Source organism: Sorangium sp. So ce693 (assembly GCF_051521375.1).
GTDB classification, from domain to species: domain Bacteria; phylum Myxococcota_A; class Polyangia; order Polyangiales; family Polyangiaceae; genus Sorangium; species Sorangium atrum.
Map to the genome: position 1 here is coordinate 6,259,683 of NZ_CP150347.1, position 22,412 is coordinate 6,282,094.

Genomic DNA, 22,412 nt, shown 5'->3' on the forward strand with positions numbered 1-22,412 from the left:
CTCGCCCGGAGCTACGATAGCGCTCGAGCCACGAGGTATCCAGCTCGCCCGTGCGCATGTCCGCCGTGTCAACACAAATCCGTGCGCGCTCAGCACACCAATATTCAGAGTGATGGGGCCGACCCTCTTTCAGCGTCATGGGGCCAGCGAAACAGGCCAGGAAAGAAGAAGCGCATGTCTATTGGTTCTTCGCTCTCCTGGAGCTCGGAGGATTGCCCACCACCACGCGCATCATCCAGCCTGCGCCACCGTCTGAGAATCGACGGAGAGGTGCCCGGGGGGCGGCTCCCCCGGGCCCCTCGCCGGAGGCGGACAGTGCGAGTTCCGCCTCCGGCTCTTCCGCGGATCCCCGGTCAGAGCTCGTCAGGATGTTCCTGTTCGTCACGGCCGCTGACCGCGCTCTGGGCGAGCGCCTCGCTGGCCGGGGGCGCCTCCCTCACGGACACCCCTGAAGGCCGCTCGCGCCAGCCGAGCTCCCTGTGCGCGAACCGCCGCAGCGTGCTGTATGTCACCTGCACGCCCTCGAGCGCCAATCGCTTCTGCACGCGGACCAGCTGTAACGGCTTTGGGCCCATGAGCCACCCTTCGATTTGAGCGCGGCGGGCTTCGAGCGTCTGCCACGCCGATGACGGCGGGGGGTGCGGGCGCGCCTGCACCTTCCGCGCGACCTCGGCGACGAGCTCGTCGCTTATATCGCTCCGCGGTTCGATCCCGCATCGGCGCGCTGTCTCGATGTACCGGAGCGCCGTTTTTCGATCGACCACGCCGGCGCGTGCGATCTGCCGGGCGCTCTGCCCTTCCTGCCAGCGATGGATTACGCCTCGTACATCCGTCATGCTCAGTTGTCTAAAGCTCATTTGTATCTCCCAAGAGCGGCGTGAGCGGACGGAGTCCCGTCTCCGGACCTCGACCGCCAGCGGTGCGCGTCAGTCCGCGTCAACGCTGAATCACTTCTTGTGCCGCCCAGTTAGCAACGCGTTGAAGATCGCGCTTGCCGGGGTGAGATCAGCGATCGGCGTGGAGATTGCAAGCCGTCTAGAGTGTTGATCGCCACGCACATGGGACCAGCCTGCAGCGTTTTTTCCACCCTTATGGGGCCAGTCGCGAGGTGGCCTGACATAAGTTCGCCAGGGTCATGGGGCCGGCCGCTCGCCAGGATCATGGGGCCACCCTGGCGCGGATATGACCCAGGGCTTGACGACCGAGAGCAAGGACATGGATCCGACCGGCGGCGCGGGTCGCCCTGTATGTCAGAGAGGATGCCGTCTCCTCGGTCCGGCAGTCCGGCCTGTGGAGTTCAGGAGATCTCGATCAGGGCGAGCCCGGATAGCTCGCTTGAGGCCGCCGTACGAGGAGGCGTTTCGAGAAAGATGGTCCAGCGGATGGCCGGGCTGGGCGCCCTCGCCGCGACGCCAAGCAAGTCGGTGTCCCGCAGCCCGCCGTGTCGAGGTGGCTGCGCGAGGCCCATCGTCTGACGTATCAGTTATCTCAAGACCACCGTTCGCGGTCGTTTCCACTTTCTGTAGGTGATCGTCGAGCGCGGCGGTGGCCGACTCTACCGCGACATACTTGATCGACACGCTCGGCTAGCAGACAGGGGACTGGACGCGACGGCCGCTGACCGAAGGCCAGGTCGCCTATGCCGCGCTGGACGCGGAGGTGCTGGTGCAGCTGTACGACGACTTCGAGGGGGCGAGGCTACAGGGAGAGACGCGCGCTTGGCACAACCGCCGGGCGGCGGATCCGATGCACAGTCCTGAGGACATCGAGCTCACGATGGCGATAAAGAGGGCTGCTGATCTAGTAAGCCGTGTCTTCGCGGTTCAGCTGCTCTGCAAGAACGGACATGGATCAGGCTACGGCGGTGATGGCGTGTCGTTCACCATCCCCGTGGTCAACGACTGAGAAGCGGAGCTCGAACGCGTGAAGATCTCCGAGCGCACGCACGAGCACCTGCTCACCAAAGCCCTCTCGGAAGAGCTGATCCTGGCGGTGCTCAAACAGCCACGCCATCGGCTCGCGGAGCGAGCCAAGCTGACGACGTCCGACGTCCCTCAGCTCGAAAAGGAAGCGGTGCGGCTCCGGACGGAGAGGAGCCGCCTGGTGCAAGCCCTCGCCAGCACCGACCAGAAGCACCGCAACCCCGAGGATGCCCGGCAGGTCCTCGCCCCCCTCTTCGAGACTCCCTTGAACGTCACGCCCGTCGAGACCGCCGAGGGGAGGTGCTTCTGGATCGAGGGCGCCGCGGTGGTCGGGCGGATGCTCGCGACCGATGCGGGATGTCTTAACTCTGCGTCCCCAGCGGGATTCGAACCCGCGTAGCAGCCTTGAAAGGGCTGAGTCCTGGGCCGGGCTAGACGATGGGGACCGGCGATTCGGCGCGGGACCCTACCGTCCGTCGTCGAGCAATGCAAGCCCAACTCGCGTCGCCCGTTGGGGTTTCCGCCGTCGGGCCCGCTCCCGCCCCGCGACCCCCGCGGCCGCGGCGAGCGCCGACCGCGCGGCCTCTCGTGGCGCACCGCAGGCCACCCGCCGAGGCGTCGGTCGCTCGGCGCCGCCGCCGTTCGCCGCTCGCCCGCCACGAGCCTCCGTCCCGACGCGAGCTCCTTCCCTGCTCCCGCTTCGCTGCACGCCATCTGCCCCGCCCACGGCGCCCGCGGCCTCCCGAACCGCTGGACGACCGCTCTGAATCGGGCGACCATCCCCCACCTCACCCGACCCACGGAACGCCGCACAGGCCGAGCTCTCCCCATGCTGCCATCCCCGCGCCTCGAGCCTGCCGTTCCGATGTCCCAGGGAGGACCGTGCCCCGGCGTCGGCGCCTGACGCGCGCCGCGCTGCTCGCCTTCTGCCCGCTCCCGGCGCTCGTCCCAGCCGCGTTCTCGCGCCCTGCGCTCGCGCAGCTCTCTTCCGAGCAGCCCTCGGCCGCGCCCCCTTCCTCTTCGCCTCTTCCCGCTCCACCGCCTCCCCCCTCGCCCGCCGCGCCGCCGCTGCTCGAGGTCGTCGTCACCGGCACCCGCACCCCCGAGAGCAGCCAGCGCGCCACGGTGCGCACGCGCGTCGTCACCCGCGACGAGGCCGAGCGCCGCGGCGCCACCAACGTCGGTGAGGCGCTCGACGGCGAGCTCGGCGTCCAGGTCAACCCGAGCGCCTACGGCGCGCTCGGCAACCCGAGCGCCATCCAGATCCAGGGCTTCGACCTCGACCGCGTCCTCGTCCTCGAGGACGGCGAGCGCGTCATCGGCGACGCCGGCGGCGCCATCGACCTCTCGTCTCTCCCGCTCGGTGACGTCTCCCGCATCGAGCTCGTCACCGGGCCGACCAGCTCGCTCTACGGCACGAGCGCCATCGGCGGCGTCGTCAACGTGCTCTCCGCGCCCCCCGAGCACCCGGGCTTCAGCGGCCGCGCCCGCCTCGAAGGCCGGAGCCGCGCCGGGCTCGTCCTCCATGGCTCGGGCGCCTACCGCGGCGAGCGCGCCTGGGTCAGCGCCGACGCCTCGTTCCAGCGGGAGGACAGCCTCTCCCTCGTCGAGCCCAGCGACAACCTCGCCGATCCCGGCGCGGGCGCCGACGCCCCCACCGTCCTGCCCGAGCGCTCGCAGCGCCTCCTCGGCCTGCGCGCCGGCGCCACGCTCGGCAAGGGCATCGACGTGCGGCTCCGCGCGCGATGGATCCACGACGAGCAGAACGGCGTCGAGCAGAAGGTGTGGCCCGTCCTGGGGGCCTACCTCTACGACCTCCCCGAGGTGACCGACCGCGTCACCCTGCACCTCGCCGAGACGATCGACCTCGGCGGCGGCTCGAACCTGCGCCTCGCCGCAGGCCGGCAATGGGCCCTGCGGGCGAGCGGCCGCGACCTGCGCGGCTCGCCCGACGAGGAGCAGCGCGAGCGCTCGGGCGCCCTCCACAGCTACGAGGCGATCGCCACCATCGCCGACGGGCCGCGCACCTGGGTCGCCGGGGCGCGCGCCGAGGTGGAGACGCTCGACCAGGTGCTCGAGATCACCAAGGTAACCCCCTCGGGCACCGAGGAGACCCCGCCGATCGAGGAGGTGCCCGACACCCGGCTCGGCAGCGCCGCGCTCTACGGCCAGCTCGCGTGGAAGCTCACCGACGAGCTCACCCTCATGCCCGGCGTCCGCGGCGAGCTCCGCCTCCGCTACGGCGGCGTCATCGCCCCACGCCTCGCCCTCGCCTACCGGCCCGCCCCGTCCCTCACCCTGCGCGTCTCCGGCGGGCGGGGATTCCGCGCCCCCAGCGCGAAGGAGCTCGGCTTCTCATTCGACCACTCGAGCCTCGGCTACATCCTCGAGGGCAACCCGGCGCTCGCCCCCGAGACGTCCTGGGGCGTGAACGGCGATGTCACGTGGATCCCCCGAGAGGGCCTCACGGCGCGCGCCGGCGCCTTCGCGAACTGGGTCGACAACCTGATCGACGTCAACCCGAAGCCCCTCAGCTCCTCCGCCGGCGTCGACACGTACACCTACATGAACATCGCCGAGGCGCGCACCGCGGGCCTCGATCTCTCGGCCACGCTCCAGGCCACACCGTGGCTCCGCATCGAGGCCGGCTACGCCTACCTCTGGACGCGCGACGACACGGCCGATCCCAGACAGCCGCTCTCCGGCAAACCGCCGCACACGGCGCAGGCGGCGCTCCGCGCCGATCTGCCGTTCCAGTTCGAGCTCGTCGCCCGCCTACGGACCATCAGCAGCGCGTTCGTCGAGAGAGACCCGAGCGAGGCGAGAGACGTGCGCGCCCCCGGGTTCACCACGCTCGACGCGCGGCTCGCGCGGCCGCTCTGGCCCTCGTCGCAGGCATATATCGGCGTCAGGAACCTGCTCGGCGCGCAAAAGGACCCTGATCGCCGCGGCGACCACCGGCCCCTCGAGGGGCGCACCTTTTACGTCGGCGTCCGCGCCGAGCTACCGTGGGAGGACTCATGACGAGAGCATCGATGACGGCGGCGCTTCTCCTGCTCACCCCGGCGTGCAGCGACGGCACGGCGGACGGGACTTCGACCGGAACCCCCGGGACAACGAGCAGCGGCACGGGAGCCGGAAGCTCGACCGGAGACCCCGAGCCCCCGAACGACGGCGCGCTCCTCGAGGTCGACGTGCCGGCCGCCGGCCGCGTCTTCCTCCACCTCGCCACCCCGGAGATCGTGGTCCCGGAAGGCGACGGCGCGGCGTCCACCGACTGGGATCTCGCGCTCTCGGGCTACGACGTCTTCACCAACAGCGGCCTCAGCGGCCCCGGCGACGGCGGGGCCCTGCCCATCGGCCTCGACGACTACAGAGCGGGCGACCTGCCGAGCACCCCCTTCCTGCTCACGGACGACTCCGGCGGCGCCTTCTCGCGCTGGTACGCCTACGACGGCGAGGAGCACGTCGCCTTCAGCCGCTACCACGTCCACGCGATCGAGCACGAGGGCCGGTACTGGAAGCTCCAGATCTCCTCCTTTTACGGGGAGGTGAACGGGACGCCGGTCACGGCGCTCTATCAGCTCCGCTACGCCGAGGTGCTCCCCGACGGCTCCGGCCCGACCGTCGAGATTCAGGACCTCGACGCGACAGCGGGCGGCATCGACGCGGTCGAGACCGAGCCGAGCGCTTGCCTCGACCTCGCGGGCAACCGGCAGCTGATGCTCACGCCGGAAGAGGCGCGCGCGTCGACCGATTGGAACGTCTGCTTCCGAAGATCGCTCGTCAGCGTCAACGGCGAGCTCGGCGGCCCCGGGACCACGCGCGCCGCCGACCTCCAGGCAGAGGCGTCGGCCTCCGAGGAGCTCGCCGACGTCAAGGCGCGCACCGCCGCGTCGGAGCAGGCGCGGTTCGACGCGGCCGACCACGCGGCCCTCACCGATCCCGCCGTCCCGTACCGCGGCGACCACATCGCGACCGCCTTCACGGGGCGGTGGCTCGAGCCCGGCGCGACGCCCCCCGCGCCGGCCAGGGACGCCGCGTGGCTCGTCCAGAGCGCGGACGGCGTATCGCGCTTCGTGATCGTCATCGAGCGCTTCGAGGGCGCAACGGAAGCATCGCCAGGTCGCGTGAGAATGCGCGTCAAGCAAGTGGAATGAGCGCGGCATGCGCCATCGCGCACCCCGCCGAGGTCACGAGCGTGCGCAGCGCGTGACACCGCGCGAGGGCCCGCGCATACTGCGCGCGCGGTGAGGGAGGGCCCTTACCGACGCAGGAGCATGCTTATGTCAACGTCGCTTGCACCGGCATCGAGCGCCATCGATCCGTCTCGCGTGGACGGGAAGCCGGGCGGCGAGCGCCGGGCAACGCGGATGCGCGGTGGCGGTCTCCTCGCCGCGGGCGCGCTCGCTGCCCTCGTCGCGGGCGCCTGCGGCGGCAGGGTGGTGGTCGACGGGTTCGAGCCGCCGCCCGACGGCACGGGCGGCACCGGCGGCTCCTGGAGCTCGGGAGACACCACGAGCGCCGCGCCGCAAGGCTCCTCCGGGGCCGGTCAAGGCGGGAGCATCGGCGAGGGGGGGGCGCCACCGATTCCGCCCCTCGTCAAGGAAGAGCACAACAACGTCGGCGTCGACGGGTCCATCCCGGTCATCGTCCAGCCGGGCACCCTGGGCTTCACGGCCGTCGCCGAGATCATGGCGTCATCGCCGAGCTTCGATCCGATCGGGATCGAGAGCATCCGCGGCCCCGACGGCAGGCTGCTGGCGGCCGACTACACCATCCCAGGCACGATGGCCGCGTTCTTCAATCAGGGCATCGGCACGGCGGCCGTCCCCCAGACTGGCGCGGACGCATCCTCGCCGCTCGCGCCGGGCGTCTACTGGGTCAAGCTCGGCAACGGCGGAGCCGGCCCGCTGGCAGAGCCGGCGCGCCTCACGGTGTGGCACCGCCAGACGCTCGACGGGCGCTTTCACGGCGGGAAGATCGACATCAACGCCTTCATCGCCGGCGACGCGGTCTCCGAGCAGTACATGCGGCGCGTGCTGACCTCTGCGTACGAGGGGTACGTGGGCCTCGGCGTGGGCAGCATCAACGTCCATCACATCGGCTCGGAGTGGGAGTTCGTCGACGAAGAGGTCCTCCCCGGCGTGCTCGAGCAGACGGCCGGCGCCCCCGGCAGGCCGGCCCTCAACGTGATCGCGGTGACGGCGTTCGGGGGGAGCCTTGCGCAGGCGTCCGGCGTGACGCCCGCCGTGCCCGCGGTCGCGGTCGAGCACGGCACCCACCTGAGCGGCATCGTGGTCACGCTCTACGAGGAGCCATCTGTTGACACCGTGATCCTGCGCCATGAGCTCGGCCACCTCGCCGGGCTGTTCCACACCACCGAGTTCGACGCCGACTTCGGCGACCCGCTGGACGACACCTCGCAGTGCAGCGACGTGAATGCGCTGATGGAGCGCTGCCCGGATTTCGGGAATCTCATGTTCCCGACAGGGGGCGATTTCTCGGGTGCGTTGACGCCGCAACAGACGACGATCGTGCGGGCGAGCGCGCTCTACCGCGGGATCGTCGAGCAGGGCGGCGGGGCGGCCGTCCCGCTCCCGGCCGACGCGGACACGCCGGCGAGCGGAGCGCCCATCGCGCCGCCGGCTCCGGGCGAGCGTGCTCGCTCATTTGCGCCTGACCGCCTCGCCTCCACCGCCGCGCTCCCGCCGCACGCCGCGGCGCTGCTCGCGGGGCACTTCTGCGGCCAGAGCGCGGCCCGAGGCGCGGATTTCGACGAGCTGCTCCGCGCGGCCGGCGGCGCCGACCCCGATCGGCTGCTCGCGGTCGGCCGCGATCCCGGCGCGCCGGCGTACATGAGGGCGCGCGCCCTCACCGCGGCGGGCCGCGCCGCCGCGCGCTCCTCCGCCTCGGCGCGCGTGGTCGCCGAGCTCCAGGCCCTCGCCGCGGATCCGCGCCTCCCGCGCCGCGCGCGGCTCGGCGCTGTCCAGGGGGTCGCGTCCGCCTCGCCCGCCGCCGCCCGCGCGCTCGCCGCGCGCCTGACCGGCGACGCCGACAGGGTCGTCGAGCGGACGGCGACCCGCGCCGCACGGTGACGCCGCGCTCGCGCGGCGGGCGTCATCCCGCCCTGGATCTCGCGGCCACGGAGATCACGCCCGTCCCTGCGACGGCGCGCGCGAAGTCCAGCCCCGTCAGCACGCCGCGGAGCCGCCGCCCCTGCACCACGAGCACGCGCCGCGCCTGCGCCGCGTGCGCGGCGGCCGCGGCGCGGTGGAGCGGCGTCCGGACGTCGAGGCAGACCATGGCCGGGCTCATCACGTCCTCGACCGGTGAATCGGAGAGCACGCCGTGCGCGAGCAGCGCCTCGGTCTGGGTGAACATCCCCACCGGCCACCCGCCGGGATCCACGACCACGAGCCCGCTCACCTGCGCCGTCGTCAGCCGGTCTGCGGCGAGCGCGAGCGGCGCGTCGAGCGGGATCGTGTACGCGGGCGCCGACATGAGCCCGGCGATCGGCGTCGGGTCCCGCGCCTCGACCAGGGAGAGCAGGAGATCCTTGGTGCTGAAGACTCCGGTCAAGGCTTCGTCCTCGCGCACGAACACGCGATGGATACGGTGCTTCAGCAGCACGCTCGCCGCCTGGACGACCAGCGTCGCGCGCCCGACGGTGATGATGCCCGGGCGCAGCACGGCCCGCGCCGGGACGTCGGGCAAGGTGAGCAGCATTCCTCGGCTGTTCGTCTTCGTCTCGAACCTGCCGAGCCGCAGCAGGTCGGTGCGGGACAGCACGCCGATCGCGCGCGACGCCGCGTCCAGGATCGGAACGCAGGAAATCGCGCGCTCGCCCAGCGTGCGGTGCACCTCGGGCAGCGGCGTCGTGTCGGACGCCGCGATGACTTCGCAGGTCATGTAACGCGAGACGGGTGTCGCAAAAGACATCATGGCGAACATTCCTCGAGGACGCCGGCGAACCGGCGCGCTCCGAGGGAGCAAGAAGCGATCCGCCATGCGACGAGGGCTGCCGGGCCTGGCACACGCGCAGGCACCGCGCATTGGCGCGCGATCTGCGCCGAGGTGTGCAACGGGCTGGGCAGCGGCTGGGCCGCCAGACCCAGGTGGGCGTGCCAGGCGGCGATGTCCTAAAATGCGACAGGTGGGGGCCCCGGAACGTGGCCGTCAGCCGCATGGCTCCCCGGGGCGCCTGGCCTCCAGGAGCTGCGCGTTTGCCGCGAGCTCCCGGAGGCCAGGGTCCCGGTGACTTCCCCCGGGCGACCCGTCAGACGACCCACTGCTCAGGCATCGGGCGCGCAGGGGCCCCCTCGCCTTCCGAGGGCCCGTCACGCGCCGAGCCAGGGCCCGCGCTCGCCTTCGTCGCCGCGGATGGACTCCGGGCCCCTGGGCTAGAACCTATTGCAGCCGCCGCCCCAGCCGGGGGCGAAGCCGCCGATGCCGGAGCCGCCGCACCCCGGCCTCCAGCTGTTGCCCCAGGGGCTCCAGCCGCAAGGCTTGAAGTTCCCGAAGTTGCCCCAGTTGTTCCAGCCCGGGTTGCCCCAATTGTTCCAGCCCGGGTTGCCCCAGTTGTTGCCGCAGCCCGGGACGCCGCCCCAGGTCCCGTTGGCCCAGCCCGCGTTGTTCCAGCCCCAGTTCGGGTCGGTGAAGCCGCCGGGGGCCCCGCAGCTCCGCGAGCCGCCGCACAGCGCCTGGGAGGTCTCCTCCACCGTCACGGCCTCGTCCGCGCCACTCTCGTCGACGCCCTCGTCGCCCGCGCCCACCGCGCACCCGGTGGTCAGCGCCGCCATCGCCATCGCGACGCACATCAACCTGGTATTCAACAGCTCGATCATTTCTCCTCCTTGCCCTGCCCGCGACGTCTGCAAGACCGTCGCGCCAGTCGGGTTGCGGAGAGAGCAGCGCTCATGCCCGAGAGCTGGTGTGCAGAGCCTGCCGCCCAAGGGCGCGCGCGGCGGGCGCGAGGCAACGACAAACCGACATTCCTAAACAGCGCACGACCCCGCGGTGATCCGGCGCGTCTCCCCGCGCCGGATCACTGCGCAGAGAAGGCGCTTCCAGGCGCGCTCGGCGCCCGCCGGGAGCGCCGCGCGCGACGCGGCGGCTCCGGCAATAACACGCCTTTCGCGCGCTGCGGATTATTCGGCGCAGCGCGCCTCGACGAGGCGTCTCCGACGATGTCGAGCCTCCACGCCGACAACATGAGACAAGGAGCGATAGCGCCGCAGATGCATTGGCCGTCCTCAGGCGATCAGCGCCGCGCCGCGCGGCGCGCTCAGCCCATCTCCTCTGCGCCCGTGTACGCAGGAGTGCTCAAAAAGGACGCTCCGGGCGTCCTGCGTTGAGAGCGTCAGGGGTCCTATCGAATCGGCTCATCCTCCGCCGGCGCCGGGCGAGCGCGGCGGCGGCGCGGGGCCGCTCAGGGCGCGGCGATCCAGGTCTCCCAGGCTCGAGAGAAGTCGTCGGCGTGGATCTCGTGGCCGCGCTCCGGGTGCACCACGAGCTCGTGCTCCCAGCCGTGCTGGGTCAGCACGTCGGCGAGGTTCTCGGCGCTCGCGATGGTGGAGGCGAGCTCGAGCTCGCCGACGGCGATGAAGATCGGCGGCCTCTCCTCGGAGAACAGGTCCTCCTCGATGACCATGCGCCCCGCGCCGACGAGCGCCGCGCCGTCGACGGCGACGAGGCCTTCGAGCGCCACGTAGCTCGCGAAATAGCCGCCGTTGGAGAAGCCCATGACATAACGCCCGCCGAACGTCTGGCCGAGGATCCGCTCCATCAGCGCCTCTGCGCGCATCCACTCTTCGAGCAGGGCGGGCGCCGCGGCGTCGACGGTCTCGCGGCGCGTTGGCCAGCAGGAGTAGGTCTCCACGGACGGATCCCATGTGCAGAGTCCTGGTTTCCCGCGCGGGAACACGGCGACGGCGCCGAGCGCCTCGGCGGCCTCGGCGGCGGTCGCCTGGAGGTCCACGGGCAGCGAGTCGGGCGCCATGGCCCCGTGCAGCACATAAAGGATCGGCGCGCCGCGGAGCGCGGTCTCCGGCACATGGAAGCAGGTGTGGTCGTCCAGGCCGATCCACCCTGCCGAGCACCAGTCCGTCTCGACCGGCTCCCAGCTCAGCGCCCCGCCCGCGCCGCCCTGCCCGCCCCCGCCACCCTGGCCGCCCGCGTTGCCTTGCTCGCTCGCGCCCGACGCGCCGCTGCTCGCCTCGATCGGGTCCGCGGCGGCGCCGCCCCCGCCGCCCTCGGGAGCGCCCGCGGCGCTGGATCCGCGCGGCGCCTCGCTGGCAGCGCGCTCGCACGCGGCCAGCGCCAGCACCGCCATGCTCGCCACGATTGCCGCGCGGTCCGCCCTGTCCATGCGCGCGGCCAAGATGCCTTGTCGGCCGTGGCGCCGCAACGCTCGCACGGCGCTGCGCCGCGACGACTCCCGCCAGCGAAGCGACCCGCTCGGCGCGCCGGCGCCGGGGTGAGGGCGAAGACCGCCTGCCCTTGCCCTCCCGGCGATGCCGCACTACCGACCCAGCCATGACCCCGCTTCCCGGCCTCTCCGGCCCCTTCCTCGCGGCCGTCCAGCGCGAGTTCCCCGCGGATTTCCTCTCGACGGACGCCGCCGATCTCGCGACGTTCGGCCGCGACTGGACCAAGGTCCACGAGCCCAGGCCCTCGGCCCTCGCGCTCCCGCGCTCAACGGACGAGGTCTCGCGGCTGCTCCGCCTCTGCTCCGAGCACCGCGTCCCGGTCGTGCCCTCCGGCGGCCGCACCGGGCTCGCCGCCGGCGCCGTGGCGGCCAGGGGCGAGCTCGTCGTGTCGCTCGAGCGGATGCGCAAGATGGGCCCGGTCGACGTCCTCGGCGCGACCGTGCGCGTCGAGGCCGGCGCGGTCACCGAGGCGGTGCACCAGCACGTCGCGCCGCACGGACTCACCTGGCCTGTCGACTTCGCCTCGAAGGGGTCGAGCCAGGTCGGCGGCAACATCGCCACGAACGCCGGCGGCGTGAAGGTCATCCGCTATGGCCTCACGCGCCAGTGGGTCCTCGGGCTCACCGTCGTCACCGCGAGCGGCGCCGTGCTCGAGCTGAACGGCGCGCTCGAGAAGAACAACACGGGGATCGACCTGCGCCAGCTGTTCATCGGCAGCGAGGGCACGCTCGGCATCATCACCGAGGCGACGCTCAAGCTCACGCGGGTGCCCGAGGCGCTCAACGTGTTCCTGTTCGCGGTGCCCGACCTCGCCGGCGTGCTCGCGCTGTTCCGCGAGGCCCGGACGGGGCCGTTCGTGGTGATGGCCTACGAGTTCTTCACCGAGAAGTGCCAGGCGCGCCTGCGCCGCCACCGGAACGTGCGCGTGCCGCTCTCCGCGCCGTCGGACTACTACGTGCTCATCGAGGTCGAGCGCGGCGAGCCCGAGGCGCTCGAGGCGTGGATCACCTCGCTGTTCGAGCGCGGGCTGGTCACCGACGGCACGCTCGCGCAGCACGGCGCGCAGGCCGCAGAGCTCTGGGCGCTCCGCGAGGGGATCAGCGAGAGCCTGTCGGCGACCGGGCTGCCGCACAAGAACGACGTGTCCCTCCCCATCCAGGAGCTCGAGGGCTTCTGCTCCGAGCTCGAGAGCCTCTTCGAGGCCCGCTATCCAGGGTGGGAGATCGCGCTCTTCGGCCACATCGGCGACGGCAACCTCCACATCAACGTGATGAAGCCCGACGACCTCACGCGCGAGGAGTTCTTGAAGCGCACCCACGAGGCGGATCACGCCATCTTCTCGCTCGTGAAGAAGTACCACGGCAGCATCTCCGCCGAGCACGGCATCGGCCTGCTCAAGAAGGATTACCTGCCCTACTCTCGCTCGGCCGAGGAGCTGGCGATCATGAGGTCGATCAAGCGGGCGCTCGATCCGCTGAACCTCATGAACCCAGGCAAGATCATCGACGTCTGAGTGCCCTCCGGCTCGCTCGCGACGCACGCGGACCCCCATGGTGCAACCAGCGATTCAACCCGTGACCGCACGGCAGAGCGCCGGCGGCCGTTCGATGGAATCAGCGCAAGGAGAGACGATGACCCTCGACGAATCCAAGCTCTCGCACCGGTTCACCGAGCACGGCGGCGTGCGCCTCCACTACGTCGAGGCGGGCGACGGGCCGCTCGTGGTGCTCCTCCATGGCTTTCCCGAGATCTGGTACTCGTGGCGCCATCAGATACCCGCGCTTGTGGAGGCGGGTTACCGCGTGATCGCGCCCGACATGCGCGGCTACAACCTCTCGGACAAGCCGGAGGGCGCCTCGGCCTACGGGGTTAACGAGCTCACCGCGGACGTGGCCGCGCTCGTCCAGGCTTCGGGCGCGGAGCGCGCCGCCGCGGTGGTCGGCCACGACTGGGGCGGCGGCGTCGCCTGGGAGTTCGCGGCGCGGTATCCGGCGCTCCTCGATCGGCTGGTGGTCCTCAACTGCCCTCACCCCGCGCGGCTGCTCGCCGGGTTCCGCACGGCGCAGCAGCTCCGCAAGAGCTGGTACATGTTCTTCTTCCAGCTCCCGAAGCTCCCGGAGCTCGCAGCGCGGAGGGACGGCTTCGCGTGGCTACGCGCGGCGGTGAAGGACGACCCGCGGCGTCCGGGCGCGGTGAGCGACGAGGATCTCGCCCATTACGTCGAGGCGTGGTCGCAGCCCGGCGCGCTCACGGCGATGATCAACTACTACCGCGCCCTCTTCCGTCCGGCCAGCCTCCGCGGGCTGGGCAGGCCGCCCCGCATCGACGCCCCGACGCTGGTGATCTGGGGCGAGCACGATCGCTACCTCGGCTCCGAGCTCGCCGAGCCGGATCCGGCCCTGGTCCCGAACGCCCGAGTCGCGCGCGTCCCCGACGCGAGCCACTTCGTGCACTACGACAGGCCCGAGAAGGTCAATCAGATCCTCCTCGATTTCCTGCGCTGACGCGCTCGCTGCAGCGCGGTCGCGCCGCGCTGTCCCGCGAGCGGCGCTCGCGCGAGCGCGCGCGGCGCGACGCGACCGCCAGAGAGGCGCGTTTTCTGCCGTACGTACCCGTTTGACACGGCGGAGCGACCGATCGAACCTGGCGGGCGCTCATGCTCCGCCGCATCCCCGATCGCAACATCTGGCTCGTCTTTGGCGCGATTTTCCTCCTCGGTCTCGCGTACGGCATCGCCATCTCGCTCACGGCGGTCTTCCTCGATGCGCGCGGGTTCACCAAGACCGACATCGGCCTGCTCGCGTCGTGCTTCGCGCTCGGCATCGTCCTGCTCTCGCTGCCGATGGACACGCTCATCCGCCGGTTCTCGGCGAAGACCACGCTGATGCTCGCGCTGGCCGGGTACGCGGCGGCGGTCGGCGCCTTCCCCTTCCTGCCGAGCTTCGCCGCCATCGCCGCGGTGCGTTTCCTCGACGGGGCCTGCTCGGTCGGCATCTGGGTGAGCTGCGAGACGATCCTGCTCGCCCGGTCGGACAAGGACAACAAGGCGTTCGTCACGAGCCTCTACGCCGTCTCGATGGCGCTCGGCTACGTCCTCGGCCCGCTCTGCGCGCCGCACATCGTCGCGCTCTCCTCGATGCCCGCGGCGTTCCTCCTCTCGTGCGTGATCTCGCTGATCTCGGCCGTCCTCGTGCTCGCGCGCCTCGACCGCGACCTGCCGGGCATGTCCGAGGCCCACGGGAAGGCCGGCGCGGCGAGCGCGGAGGATCCCTCGTCGTCCTCCGCCTCGATCCTCTGGCGCATCAAGACCGCGTGCTTCGCGACCTTCGCCTACGGGTATTTCCAGGCGTCGGTCGTGCTGTTCCTCCCGCTCTACCTGATGGCGGAAAAGGGGGTCACGCGCGATCAGACGATCCAGATCCCCGCCTACTTCGCGGTGGGCATGCTCCTCTTCACCAACGTCTTTGGCCGGATCGGCGACCGCCGCGGCCACCTCCTGCTCATGCGCGTGCTCGGCACGATCGGCACGCTGATGATCCTCGGCTTCGTGTACCTCGATCGTTACGACGCGATGTGCGCGGCCGTGTTCGTCGCGGGGGCGACGCTCGCGTCGATATCGCCGCTCAGCCTGGCGCTCCAGGGCGTCGTCACCGCGCCGCGCGACTACAGCCGCGCGAACTCGATCTACAACGTCTTCTACGCCGCCGGGATGCTCCTCGGCCCCCCCGCGTCGAGCGCCATCTACCAGGCCGCGGGCGGCATCGCGATGATCTACCACCTCGCGGTGCTGTGGGCCGCGTTCGTCGTGTTCACCGTCGTCTTCGCGGGCGACGACCCGGCCTCGCGGCGCAGCGCCGGAGAGCGCGTCAGCGTCCCGGTCTGGAATGAATAGCGCCGGGGCGCGGCGGCGCCCCGGCTCGACGCGGCTTCAGTAGAGCACGCGGGTGCGGATGCTGGTCTCCAGCGCGCCGATGCGCCGGCTCACCTCGGCGGACACGTCCTGCGACAGGTCCATGATCAGGTAACCGATGTTGGCGTCGGTCGACAGGACCTGGCTGTCGATGTTGGCGTTCACGTCCGACACGATGCGGTTCACGTCGCGGAGCACGCCGGGCACGTTGCGGTGGACGTTGAGGACGCGGTGCGTGCCCTTGAGCGGCGGGAGCTCGACATTCGGAAAGTTCACAGCGCCCGTCGTCGCCCCGGTCGTCCCGAGCTGCGTCAGCGCGCGCGACACCTCGCGCCCGATGGCCTCCTGCGCCTCCTCGGTCGAGCCGCCGATGTGCGGCGTCAGGATCACGTTCGGGAGCTTCTGCAGCTCGGTCAGGAAGCCGTCAGAGTTCGACTCCGGCTCCTCCGGGTAGACGTCGATCGCCGCGCCCGCGAGGTGGCCGCTCTTCAGCGCCTCGGCCAGCGCCGGGATCACCACGACCGAGCCGCGGCTCGCGTTGAGCAGGTACGCGCCCTTGCGCATCTGCGCGAGCTCGGCGGCGCCGATCATGTCCCGCGTCTCCGGCGTGGCCGGCACGTGGAGCGAGACGAAATCCGACTCCGCGAGCAGCGCCTGCAGCGTCGGCAGCGCGCGGTTGTTGCCCATCGGGAGCTTCTGGGCGATGTCGTAGTAGACGACGCGCATGCCCATCGCCTCGGCGAGCACCCCGAGCTGCTGGCCGATGTGGCCGTAGCCGATGAGGCCGATGGTCTTGCCGCGGATCTCGTAGCAGGCCTTCGAGACCTTCTTCCATGTGCCCGCGTGCACCTCGCGCGACCTGTCCCCGAGCTGCCGGGCCAGCATGATGGACTCGCCGATGATCATCTCGGCGACGCTGCGCGTGTTGCTGAACGGCGCGTTGAACACAGGCACCCCGCGCCGGTTCGCCGCGTCGAGGTCGACCTGGTTCGTGCCGATGCAGAAGCACCCGATGGAGAGCAGCTTGTCCGCCTTCTCCAGCACGCGCGCGGTGACGTGCGTCTTGCTCCGGATGCCGAGAATGTCCACGCCCGCGAGCGCGGCGATGAGCTCGTCTTCCTTCAGCGCGGAGCTCCGCGTCTCGATCTCGAACGATCGCGACCGGAACAGCTCGTGCGCGCTCTGGTGAATGTTCTCGAGCAGGAGCACCTTGACGGGCTCCTTCACGACAGGGGGGGTCGTCTGGAATTTCGTTGCTGAGGGCGTCATGGGCTTCATCCGTCAAGGCCACATCTACCGCAACTTCGCCCTTTTGCATCCCAGGATCCGATGCGACGCCGATGCCAGGGCGCATCCGTTCCGCGCATCCGTTGCGCGCGGCAGACTGCCGCGCCGCCCCGCCGCGCGCCGCAGGGGAGACGCCTCGCCGATAGCAAGCTAGATTGCGCCGCATGCGCCACCGCAGACACGCTCGACTCCCTGCCGTCCTCGTCGTCGCCGCGCTCGCCGCCTCCGCTGGATGCAAGGGGAAGCCCGGCCCCAGCGGACCGTCGCCCAACGCGACGAAGGTCCCCGACGCGCCGACGGCGTCGGCGACGATCGACACGACGCCGCCGCCCGTCCCGCCGTCGAAGGGCGCGCTCATCGAGGACGAGCGCAACTCGATCGCCGTGTTCCGCGACGTCGCGCCCTCGACGGTCTTCGTGACTCAGCAGCGGCTCGTGGTGGACCGCTTCTGGGGTACCGCCGTCGAGGTGCCCGCGGGCTCGGGCTCGGGCTTCGTCTGGGACGCCGACGGGCACGTCGTCACGAACTACCACGTCGTGGCCGGCGCCCAGTCGCTCGTCGTCCGGCTCCAGGGGGAGAAGACGTTCCCGGCGAAGCTCGTCGGCGTCGAGCCGCGCAAGGACATCGCGGTCATCAAGATCGACGCCCCCAAGGACATGCTGAAGCCGATCCAGGTCGCGCCCCTGCGCGAGCCGCTGGAGGTCGGGCAGAAGGCGATCGCGATCGGCAACCCGTTCGGCCTCGATCACACGCTGACGACCGGCATCATCAGCGCGCTCGGGCGCCAGGTCCAGGGCGTGGGCGAGGTGACCATCCGCGACATGATCCAGACGGACGCCGCCATCAACCCCGGCAACTCCGGCGGCCCGCTGCTCGACTCGAGCGGGCACCTCATCGGGATGAACACGATGATCTTCTCGAAGAGCGGCAGCTCCGCCGGCATCGGCTTCGCCGTGCCGTCGACGACGATCGCGCGGATCGTCCCGCAGATCATCCGGACCGGGAAGGCCGAGCAGGTCGGCCTCGGCATCCAGCTCGATCAGTCCCGCCGCCTCGAGCGGCGCAACGGCATCCGCGGCCTCATCATCATGAGCGTCGTCCCGGGCGGCCCCGCCGAAAAGGCGGGCCTGCACGGCCTCTCCGAGGGCGACCGCGGGCTCGTCCTCGGCGACGTGATCGTCGGGATCGACGGCACGCCCGTCGCGGACTACGACGGGCTGTACCAGGTGCTCGACGGCAAGAAGCCGGGCGACAAGGTGAAGGTCGACGTGCTCCGCGGCCCGAGCGGCGAGAAGGCCACCATCGAGGTCGCGGTAGAGCTCCTCGGCTGAGCCGCCCTCCCCTTCCCCAGCCCTATCCCCGATATACCCAAGCGCTGGCGGAGCTCGCCCGCTGCGGGCGGGCTCCTCTCTCAGGCCACGATCGTATCCACCAGCCCGCCCTCCAGGCTCTCGTCGCCGAAGTCGTCGAGCGGGCCGCCCTGGCCGTTCGTGCAGCCGACGGCCGCGCCGATCGTGTTGAGCAGCTTGTTGACGGTGATCCGCTCGTCGATGAACTGGCCGGTCTTCAGGTAGCCCGCGGCGCCGCCGGCGAGGATGTACGGGACCCTGGAGTAGGCGTGGTACTTGTCCGCGAGGTCGTTGAGCCACACGGCCACGCCGCGGTCGAGGAGCGTCCCCGAGCCGAGGTCGTACGACGAGAGCCTGTCGAGCAGGTGCTTGAACATCCGCGCGTGGATCCGGTCGATCTGGTGGTGCAGCTCCTGCGCGCCCTCGATCGGCGGGCCGACCTCGCCGTCGCCGTCGATGCGGTGCGAGATCTTGTGGAAGCTCTTCTGCCGCACGCCGTGGATCGTGTACTCGGTCGAGTCGTTGCCGTCGCCGACCTGCAGGGTCGCCGCGCGCGTCGCGCCGCACGCCATCGCGAGCGCGATGATGTCCATCTGCATGCGGGTGACGGTCTCCACGTTGTCGTAGCTGCCGACGTTCGGGGAGATCGCCTCCATCTCCGCGACCCGCTCCGGCGGGAGCGCGCAGGCGAGCCCGACCTCGAGGTCACGGATGCTGTCGAAGTGGAGCTGTAGCCGCTCGCGGTCGCCCTTGCTGAGGTCCGTCCGGCGCATGAGCGCCTGCATCTGCTCCCGGACCAGGTCGTTCACGCTGGCGCGGCGCGCGGCCAGCGCCTCCGCGGCCGCGGCGTCCACCTCGGCGAGCCCGAAGAGCTTCTGGTACGCCTTGTACGGGTCGCGCTCGGCGGCGCGCAGCTGCTTCGGCCCGCGGTACGAGAGCACCTCGTTGATGTAGCCGGCCATCCTGCCCGCGTAGAGCGTCAGCGGCTCGACGCCCGCCGGGTTGAGCTCGGTCGCGATGCGGTTGTCGATCGACTCGCCCATCGCCAGCGACTCGTTGCCCGCCGGATCCTCCGACACCTGCGCGGCAGTCAGGCACTGGTTGCCGCCGCCGGAGTGGCCGCACCCGTTGCCCTGGAACGCGAAGCGGACGCCGCGCACCATGATTAGCCGGCTCGCGTAGTCCTTGAGCTCGCTCACCGCCCGATCGGCGTCCGCGGCCATCGACTCGGCGGTCAGCGGGCCTGTCGCGCTGGGCCAGAACATCTCCGGCTCGTCGCCGACCTGCTGCGCCACGCCGTTCGCCTGGCGCATGAAGATCGCGAAGGGCGGCACGTCGCCCGTACCGGCCGCCGCGCGGCGCGGCGCGAAGGTCTCCAGGAACGGGAGCGCCACCGTGACGCCGAACAGGCCTCGAAGCACACGTCGTCGGGTGATCATGGCGCCTCCGCGGGAACGCGAGCGAGGAACGGAGTCGAAGAGACGATCTGGAGGAGGAGCTCCTTGGTCGAGGCGCCGCCGCGCGACGCCTCGCCGAGCTCCTCGACGAGCGCCCGGTCCTCCGCGCGCACGCCGCGGCCGTGGGAGAACTCGATCCAGCGCTGCGCGTAGCACGCGTGCGCCTCGCTGCTCTCGGCGAGGAGCTGGCTGAACTCGACCGCATCCGCGTAGCTCCTCGGCTGGCCGCCGAGGGTGTAGACGTCCGCGGAGTCGACGGGAGCGCCATTGTCGGTCGTGCGGTACTTGCCGATCGCGTCGTAATGCTCGAAGGCGAACCCGGCGGGGTTGATGAGCACCCCGTGGCACGACGCGCCGCACGTCCCCTTGCCCGTGTGCGCCTCGACGCGCTCGCGGTTGGTCGCGAGCTCGCCCGGCGGCAGCGAGGTCGCGTTGTCGGGCGGCGGCGGCAGCGCCGCGCAGAGGATCCTGAGGTTCACGAACACGCCGCGGTGGATCGAGTCCGGCTGCCGCGCCGTCGCCTTGGCCGCGAGGAAGCCGAGGCGCGTGAGCAGCCCCGAGCGCTCCGCCTCGTCGAGCTCCACCCGCTTGAACTCGTCCGAGAAGTCGCCCTCGACGCCGTAGACCGCGGCGAGGTGATCGTTGACGAACGCCGTGCGCGCGGTGAGCAGGTCGGTGAGCCCGCCCTCCTCGTCGAAGACGACGTGATCCACGAAGAGCTCCGCCTCGCGCTGCATGTCGTCGCCCATCTCGGGGACGAACTCGGGGTAGAGCGCCTGGTCCTTGTTGAGGTCGTGGTACTGCTCGTAGTCGTAGAGCTGCCGGTGGAACGCGCCGACGACCTCGCGGGCGCGCTGGTCCTCGAGCATCCCCCCGGCGTAGGCGCGGACGGCCTCGCGGCTCGAGAGCTCGCCCGCCTTCGCCGCCTCGAGGAGCTCGTCGGAGGGCATCGTGTTCCACAGGGTGTAGGCGAGCTTGGTCGCGATCTCGTATCCGCCGAGCGGGATGAGCCCCCCCTCCGCCGGCCCGGCGCCGATCTCGACGCGGTAGACGAAATGGGGGGACTGCAGAAACGCCTCGATCGCCGCGCGGACGCCCGCGGCGAACGGGTCCTCGCCCTCGAAGAGCTCCTCGCCGCGCTGGAACAGCGCGACGTACGCATCCCGCTCCTCGGCCGTGAGCGGGCGCCGGAACGCCCGCTCGCCGAACCGCTCGACGAACGCCTGCGCCCGCGCCTCCGGCGCGTCCGGCAGGTCCGCGGGCGCGATCCGATCGAGCTTGCCCTGGTCGGCGGTCACCATCGCCGCGAGCTCCTCGGCGGCGCGCTGGTAATCGCCCCAGAGGCCCGGCGCCACCAGGAGCGCAGCCTCGTTGTTGTCGAACACGCCGCCGAGCGGGTCGCTCGTGAACGACGCCGAGAGCCCGGGCCGGTCGTCGAGGCGCAGGAGGTCGCGCACCGTGTTCTCCCACTGCGCGTGGGTCAGCCGCGGGAACATGCTGCGCTCGGCGACCTCGGGCCCTGTCGGCCCGCCCGGAATGACGCCATCCCCTTCGCCCTCCCGCGGATCACCCACGGCGCCCGTACACCCCGAGATCAGGAGCGCAGCGACGCTCAGCTGCGCGCCGAACAGCCGCCGCCACCGCGGGAAGGCGGTCAATCGACAAGCCGGTGAGATCATCGAGCTCTCCTGATGAGCAGATCGATTGTGTACGCAGGAGACACACCTTGGCCGCCACCGCGACGAGATGGTCAATCGATAAGCCGGTGAGGTCGCCGACCTCTCCTGAAGAAAGGCTCCGAACAAATCCGGACTGCACCAGGCAGCCGACGGTGGGCGCAACGCCGGGTGCAACGAGGCGCCCTGCTGAAGCAGGGCGTCGCGGAGCAACGACGCGACGCGCCGACCATCGGCTGCCTGGCGACAAGAGGTTTCGTTCGCTCTAAGCCAAGCAGCTAGATCCAGTTATGTAGGAAATACACTTTACTAACAACCCAAAAAAATCTTGGTCGATGGCAGATGCGCGGCGATCGCCCTGGAGCAGACAAATCCAACGGCACCCAAAACTCTCCTCACTCGTGTGTGTGATCTCCCATGCATGCGGCCATGGCAGGAGATCTCGATGGCTGGCCAGGCCCGCCGAGGCGGGTGCGGTGTTGCCGCCGGGAAGTTCGCTGTTGCTGCCGAGCAGCGGGTTCAGCAAGCATCTCCGCGATGCGCCCCGCTCGCCTCCGCCGCTGCCACGCCTCGTCTGCGCTGGCGCTCGCGTCGCTCGCGTCGCTCGTCTTGCTCGCCGCGTGCGAGCGACGGGCAGCCCCGCCCGGGGGCGGCGCGGCGGGCACCGAGCAGCAGGCGCCTCCCCCCGCGCCTGCCGCGAGCGCGACGGCCCCCGCCGCCGCGGTCGAGTACCTCGAAGAGGTCACGGGCGGCGCGGACCGGAACGAGGCGCTCCCCCTCGTCATCGCGATTCACGGGCTCGGCGACCGGCCCGAGTCGTTCGCGGGTCTGCTGTCGGGCGCCGACTTCAAGGTGCGCCTCGTCGTGCCGCGCGGGCTCGCGCCGTACGGCGGCGGCTACTCGTGGTTTCCGCTCCAGCAGGCGCTCGCGAGCGATGACGTGGGACAGGGCATCTTGCGCGCGGCTGCCGCGCTCGCGGCGGCGATTGAGCGGGTCGCCGCCGAGCGGCCGACGCGGGGGAAGGCCATCGTGACCGGCTTCTCCCAGGGCGGCGCGCTCACGTTCGCGCTCGCCCTGCACCACCCGCGCGTCGTCGGCGCCGCCTTCCCCATGGGCGGCTGGGTCCCCCCCGCGGTGCTCCCCGGCGCAGGCGCGGCGGCTCCGGCGCTCGTCGCGCTCCACGGCGAGGACGATCGCCGCGTCCCGATCGGCCCGACCCGCGACGCGATCGCGGCGCTCGACGCGCGCGGCCTAAGGGCGAGGCTGGCGAGCTACCCTGGCGTCGGCCACACGGTGAGCGGCGAGATGCGGCGCGACCTCCTGCAGCTCATCCGCGACGCCGCCGCCGAGATGCGCTGACGGCCGTCCGGGCACAGCTGC

General features: G+C 71.3%; 16 protein-coding genes, 1 tRNA gene and 1 pseudogene. 10 read left to right on the forward strand and 8 right to left on the reverse strand.

Features of this window, described 5'->3' with window-relative positions; translation table 11 throughout:
* Positions 1-353: 353 nt before the first annotated feature.
* Positions 354-857, reverse strand: a complete 504-nt coding sequence (locus WMF14_RS23220) for a hypothetical protein (protein WP_437803729.1) — start codon at positions 855-857, stop codon at positions 354-356.
* A gap of 745 nt (positions 858-1,602) precedes the next feature.
* On the opposite strand from WMF14_RS23220, the pseudogene WMF14_RS23225 reads away from it, so the two are divergent.
* Together WMF14_RS23225 and WMF14_RS23230 are read left to right on the forward strand one after the other, a co-directional pair.
* Positions 1,603-1,905: pseudogene (locus WMF14_RS23225) on the forward strand (hypothetical protein); the annotation flags it as partial.
* 18 nt (positions 1,906-1,923) lie between these two features.
* Positions 1,924-2,322, forward strand: a complete 399-nt coding sequence (locus tag WMF14_RS23230; RefSeq protein ID WP_272092923.1) for a hypothetical protein — start codon at positions 1,924-1,926, stop codon at positions 2,320-2,322.
* Here WMF14_RS23230 and WMF14_RS23235 read toward each other — a convergent pair.
* Positions 2,294-2,368 (reverse strand) — tRNA-Glu (locus tag WMF14_RS23235). The two genes, WMF14_RS23230 and WMF14_RS23235, sit on opposite strands and share 29 nt — an antisense overlap.
* A 436-nt stretch (positions 2,369-2,804) precedes the next feature.
* Here WMF14_RS23235 and WMF14_RS23240 point away from each other — a divergent pair.
* The 3 genes from WMF14_RS23240 (at position 2,805) to WMF14_RS23250 (ending at position 8,020) form a co-directional block, all read left to right on the forward strand.
* Entirely contained in the window at positions 2,805-4,946 is a 2,142-nt protein-coding gene (locus tag WMF14_RS23240) for a TonB-dependent receptor plug domain-containing protein (protein ID WP_437803731.1), read from the forward strand.
* Positions 4,947-4,957: 11 nt separating this feature from the next.
* Positions 4,958-6,082, forward strand: a complete 1,125-nt coding sequence (locus tag WMF14_RS23245) for an HmuY family protein (RefSeq protein WP_437803732.1) — start codon at positions 4,958-4,960, stop codon at positions 6,080-6,082.
* A 126-nt stretch (positions 6,083-6,208) separates the two neighbouring features.
* Positions 6,209-8,020: a hypothetical protein gene (locus WMF14_RS23250; protein WP_437803734.1), complete on the forward strand. Its 1,812-nt coding sequence runs from the start codon at positions 6,209-6,211 to the stop codon at positions 8,018-8,020.
* A 22-nt stretch (positions 8,021-8,042) separates the two neighbouring features.
* Here WMF14_RS23250 and WMF14_RS23255 read toward each other — a convergent pair whose 3' ends face one another.
* From WMF14_RS23255 to WMF14_RS23265, 3 genes are all read right to left on the reverse strand, one after another.
* Positions 8,043-8,867, reverse strand: coding sequence for a CBS domain-containing protein (locus WMF14_RS23255; RefSeq protein ID WP_272092927.1), 825 nt, complete (start codon positions 8,865-8,867; stop codon positions 8,043-8,045).
* Positions 8,868-9,325: 458 nt separating this feature from the next.
* Positions 9,326-9,769 carry a hypothetical protein gene (locus WMF14_RS23260; protein WP_437803736.1) on the reverse strand — a complete coding sequence of 148 codons (444 nt, stop codon included), beginning with the start codon at positions 9,767-9,769 and terminating at the stop codon, positions 9,326-9,328.
* Positions 9,770-10,353: 584 nt separating this feature from the next.
* Complete coding sequence (locus WMF14_RS23265; RefSeq protein WP_437803737.1) at positions 10,354-11,292, reverse strand: alpha/beta hydrolase; 939 nt, start codon at positions 11,290-11,292, stop codon at positions 10,354-10,356.
* A 167-nt stretch (positions 11,293-11,459) separates the two neighbouring features.
* Here WMF14_RS23265 and WMF14_RS23270 point away from each other — a divergent pair, with 167 nt between their 5' ends.
* The 3 genes from WMF14_RS23270 (at position 11,460) to WMF14_RS23280 (ending at position 15,245) form a co-directional block, all read left to right on the forward strand.
* Positions 11,460-12,866: an FAD-binding oxidoreductase gene (locus WMF14_RS23270; RefSeq protein ID WP_437803738.1), complete on the forward strand. Its 1,407-nt coding sequence runs from the start codon at positions 11,460-11,462 to the stop codon at positions 12,864-12,866.
* A 118-nt stretch (positions 12,867-12,984) separates the two neighbouring features.
* On the forward strand, positions 12,985-13,857 hold the full coding sequence (locus WMF14_RS23275) for an alpha/beta fold hydrolase (protein WP_437803740.1): 873 nt from the start codon (positions 12,985-12,987) through the stop codon (positions 13,855-13,857).
* 152 nt (positions 13,858-14,009) lie between these two features.
* The gene (locus WMF14_RS23280; protein ID WP_437803742.1) at positions 14,010-15,245 is read left to right on the forward strand and encodes an MFS transporter; all 1,236 of its coding nucleotides are present in this window, start codon (positions 14,010-14,012) and stop codon (positions 15,243-15,245) included.
* A 36-nt stretch (positions 15,246-15,281) separates the two neighbouring features.
* Here the strand turns inward: WMF14_RS23280 and serA are convergent, their stop codons facing one another.
* Positions 15,282-16,541: a phosphoglycerate dehydrogenase gene (serA, locus tag WMF14_RS23285; RefSeq protein WP_437803744.1), complete on the reverse strand. Its 1,260-nt coding sequence runs from the start codon at positions 16,539-16,541 to the stop codon at positions 15,282-15,284.
* 173 nt (positions 16,542-16,714) lie between these two features.
* On the opposite strand from serA, the gene WMF14_RS23290 reads away from it, so the two are divergent.
* Positions 16,715-17,881 (forward strand): S1C family serine protease, encoded by a 1,167-nt coding sequence (locus tag WMF14_RS23290; RefSeq protein WP_437803746.1) that lies wholly within the window; start codon positions 16,715-16,717, stop codon positions 17,879-17,881.
* A gap of 80 nt (positions 17,882-17,961) precedes the next feature.
* Here WMF14_RS23290 and WMF14_RS23295 read toward each other — a convergent pair whose 3' ends face one another.
* Together WMF14_RS23295 and WMF14_RS23300 are read right to left on the reverse strand one after the other, a co-directional pair.
* Complete coding sequence (locus tag WMF14_RS23295; RefSeq protein ID WP_437803748.1) at positions 17,962-19,338, reverse strand: DUF1552 domain-containing protein; 1,377 nt, start codon at positions 19,336-19,338, stop codon at positions 17,962-17,964.
* The gene (locus WMF14_RS23300; protein ID WP_437803750.1) at positions 19,335-21,035 is read right to left on the reverse strand and encodes a DUF1592 domain-containing protein; all 1,701 of its coding nucleotides are present in this window, start codon (positions 21,033-21,035) and stop codon (positions 19,335-19,337) included. The genes WMF14_RS23295 and WMF14_RS23300 overlap by 4 nt, the downstream gene beginning before the upstream one ends.
* A 534-nt stretch (positions 21,036-21,569) precedes the next feature.
* Here WMF14_RS23300 and WMF14_RS23305 point away from each other — a divergent pair.
* Entirely contained in the window at positions 21,570-22,391 is an 822-nt protein-coding gene (locus WMF14_RS23305) for an alpha/beta hydrolase (protein WP_437803752.1), read from the forward strand.
* Positions 22,392-22,412 lie beyond the last annotated feature (21 nt).

Excerpts from the sequence above, each read along its gene's own strand:
- WMF14_RS23220 (WP_437803729.1), bottom strand. The coding sequence starts at position 857 with ATGAGCTTTAGACAACTGAGCATGACGGATGTACGAGGCGTAATCCAT.
- WMF14_RS23245 (WP_437803732.1), top strand. The coding sequence starts at position 4,958 with ATGACGGCGGCGCTTCTCCTGCTCACCCCGGCGTGCAGCGACGGCACG.
- WMF14_RS23305 (WP_437803752.1), top strand. The coding sequence starts at position 21,570 with ATGCGCCCCGCTCGCCTCCGCCGCTGCCACGCCTCGTCTGCGCTGGCG.
- WMF14_RS23290 (WP_437803746.1), top strand. The coding sequence starts at position 16,715 with ATGCGCCACCGCAGACACGCTCGACTCCCTGCCGTCCTCGTCGTCGCC.
- WMF14_RS23260 (WP_437803736.1), bottom strand. The coding sequence starts at position 9,769 with ATGATCGAGCTGTTGAATACCAGGTTGATGTGCGTCGCGATGGCGATG.
- serA (WP_437803744.1), bottom strand. The coding sequence starts at position 16,541 with ATGAAGCCCATGACGCCCTCAGCAACGAAATTCCAGACGACCCCCCCT.
- WMF14_RS23270 (WP_437803738.1), top strand. The coding sequence starts at position 11,460 with ATGACCCCGCTTCCCGGCCTCTCCGGCCCCTTCCTCGCGGCCGTCCAG.
- WMF14_RS23255 (WP_272092927.1), bottom strand. The coding sequence starts at position 8,867 with ATGATGTCTTTTGCGACACCCGTCTCGCGTTACATGACCTGCGAAGTC.
- WMF14_RS23275 (WP_437803740.1), top strand. The coding sequence starts at position 12,985 with ATGACCCTCGACGAATCCAAGCTCTCGCACCGGTTCACCGAGCACGGC.
- WMF14_RS23265 (WP_437803737.1), bottom strand. The coding sequence starts at position 11,292 with ATGGACAGGGCGGACCGCGCGGCAATCGTGGCGAGCATGGCGGTGCTG.
- WMF14_RS23280 (WP_437803742.1), top strand. The coding sequence starts at position 14,010 with ATGCTCCGCCGCATCCCCGATCGCAACATCTGGCTCGTCTTTGGCGCG.
- WMF14_RS23250 (WP_437803734.1), top strand. The coding sequence starts at position 6,209 with ATGTCAACGTCGCTTGCACCGGCATCGAGCGCCATCGATCCGTCTCGC.
- WMF14_RS23300 (WP_437803750.1), bottom strand. The coding sequence starts at position 21,035 with ATGATCTCACCGGCTTGTCGATTGACCGCCTTCCCGCGGTGGCGGCGG.
- WMF14_RS23295 (WP_437803748.1), bottom strand. The coding sequence starts at position 19,338 with ATGATCACCCGACGACGTGTGCTTCGAGGCCTGTTCGGCGTCACGGTG.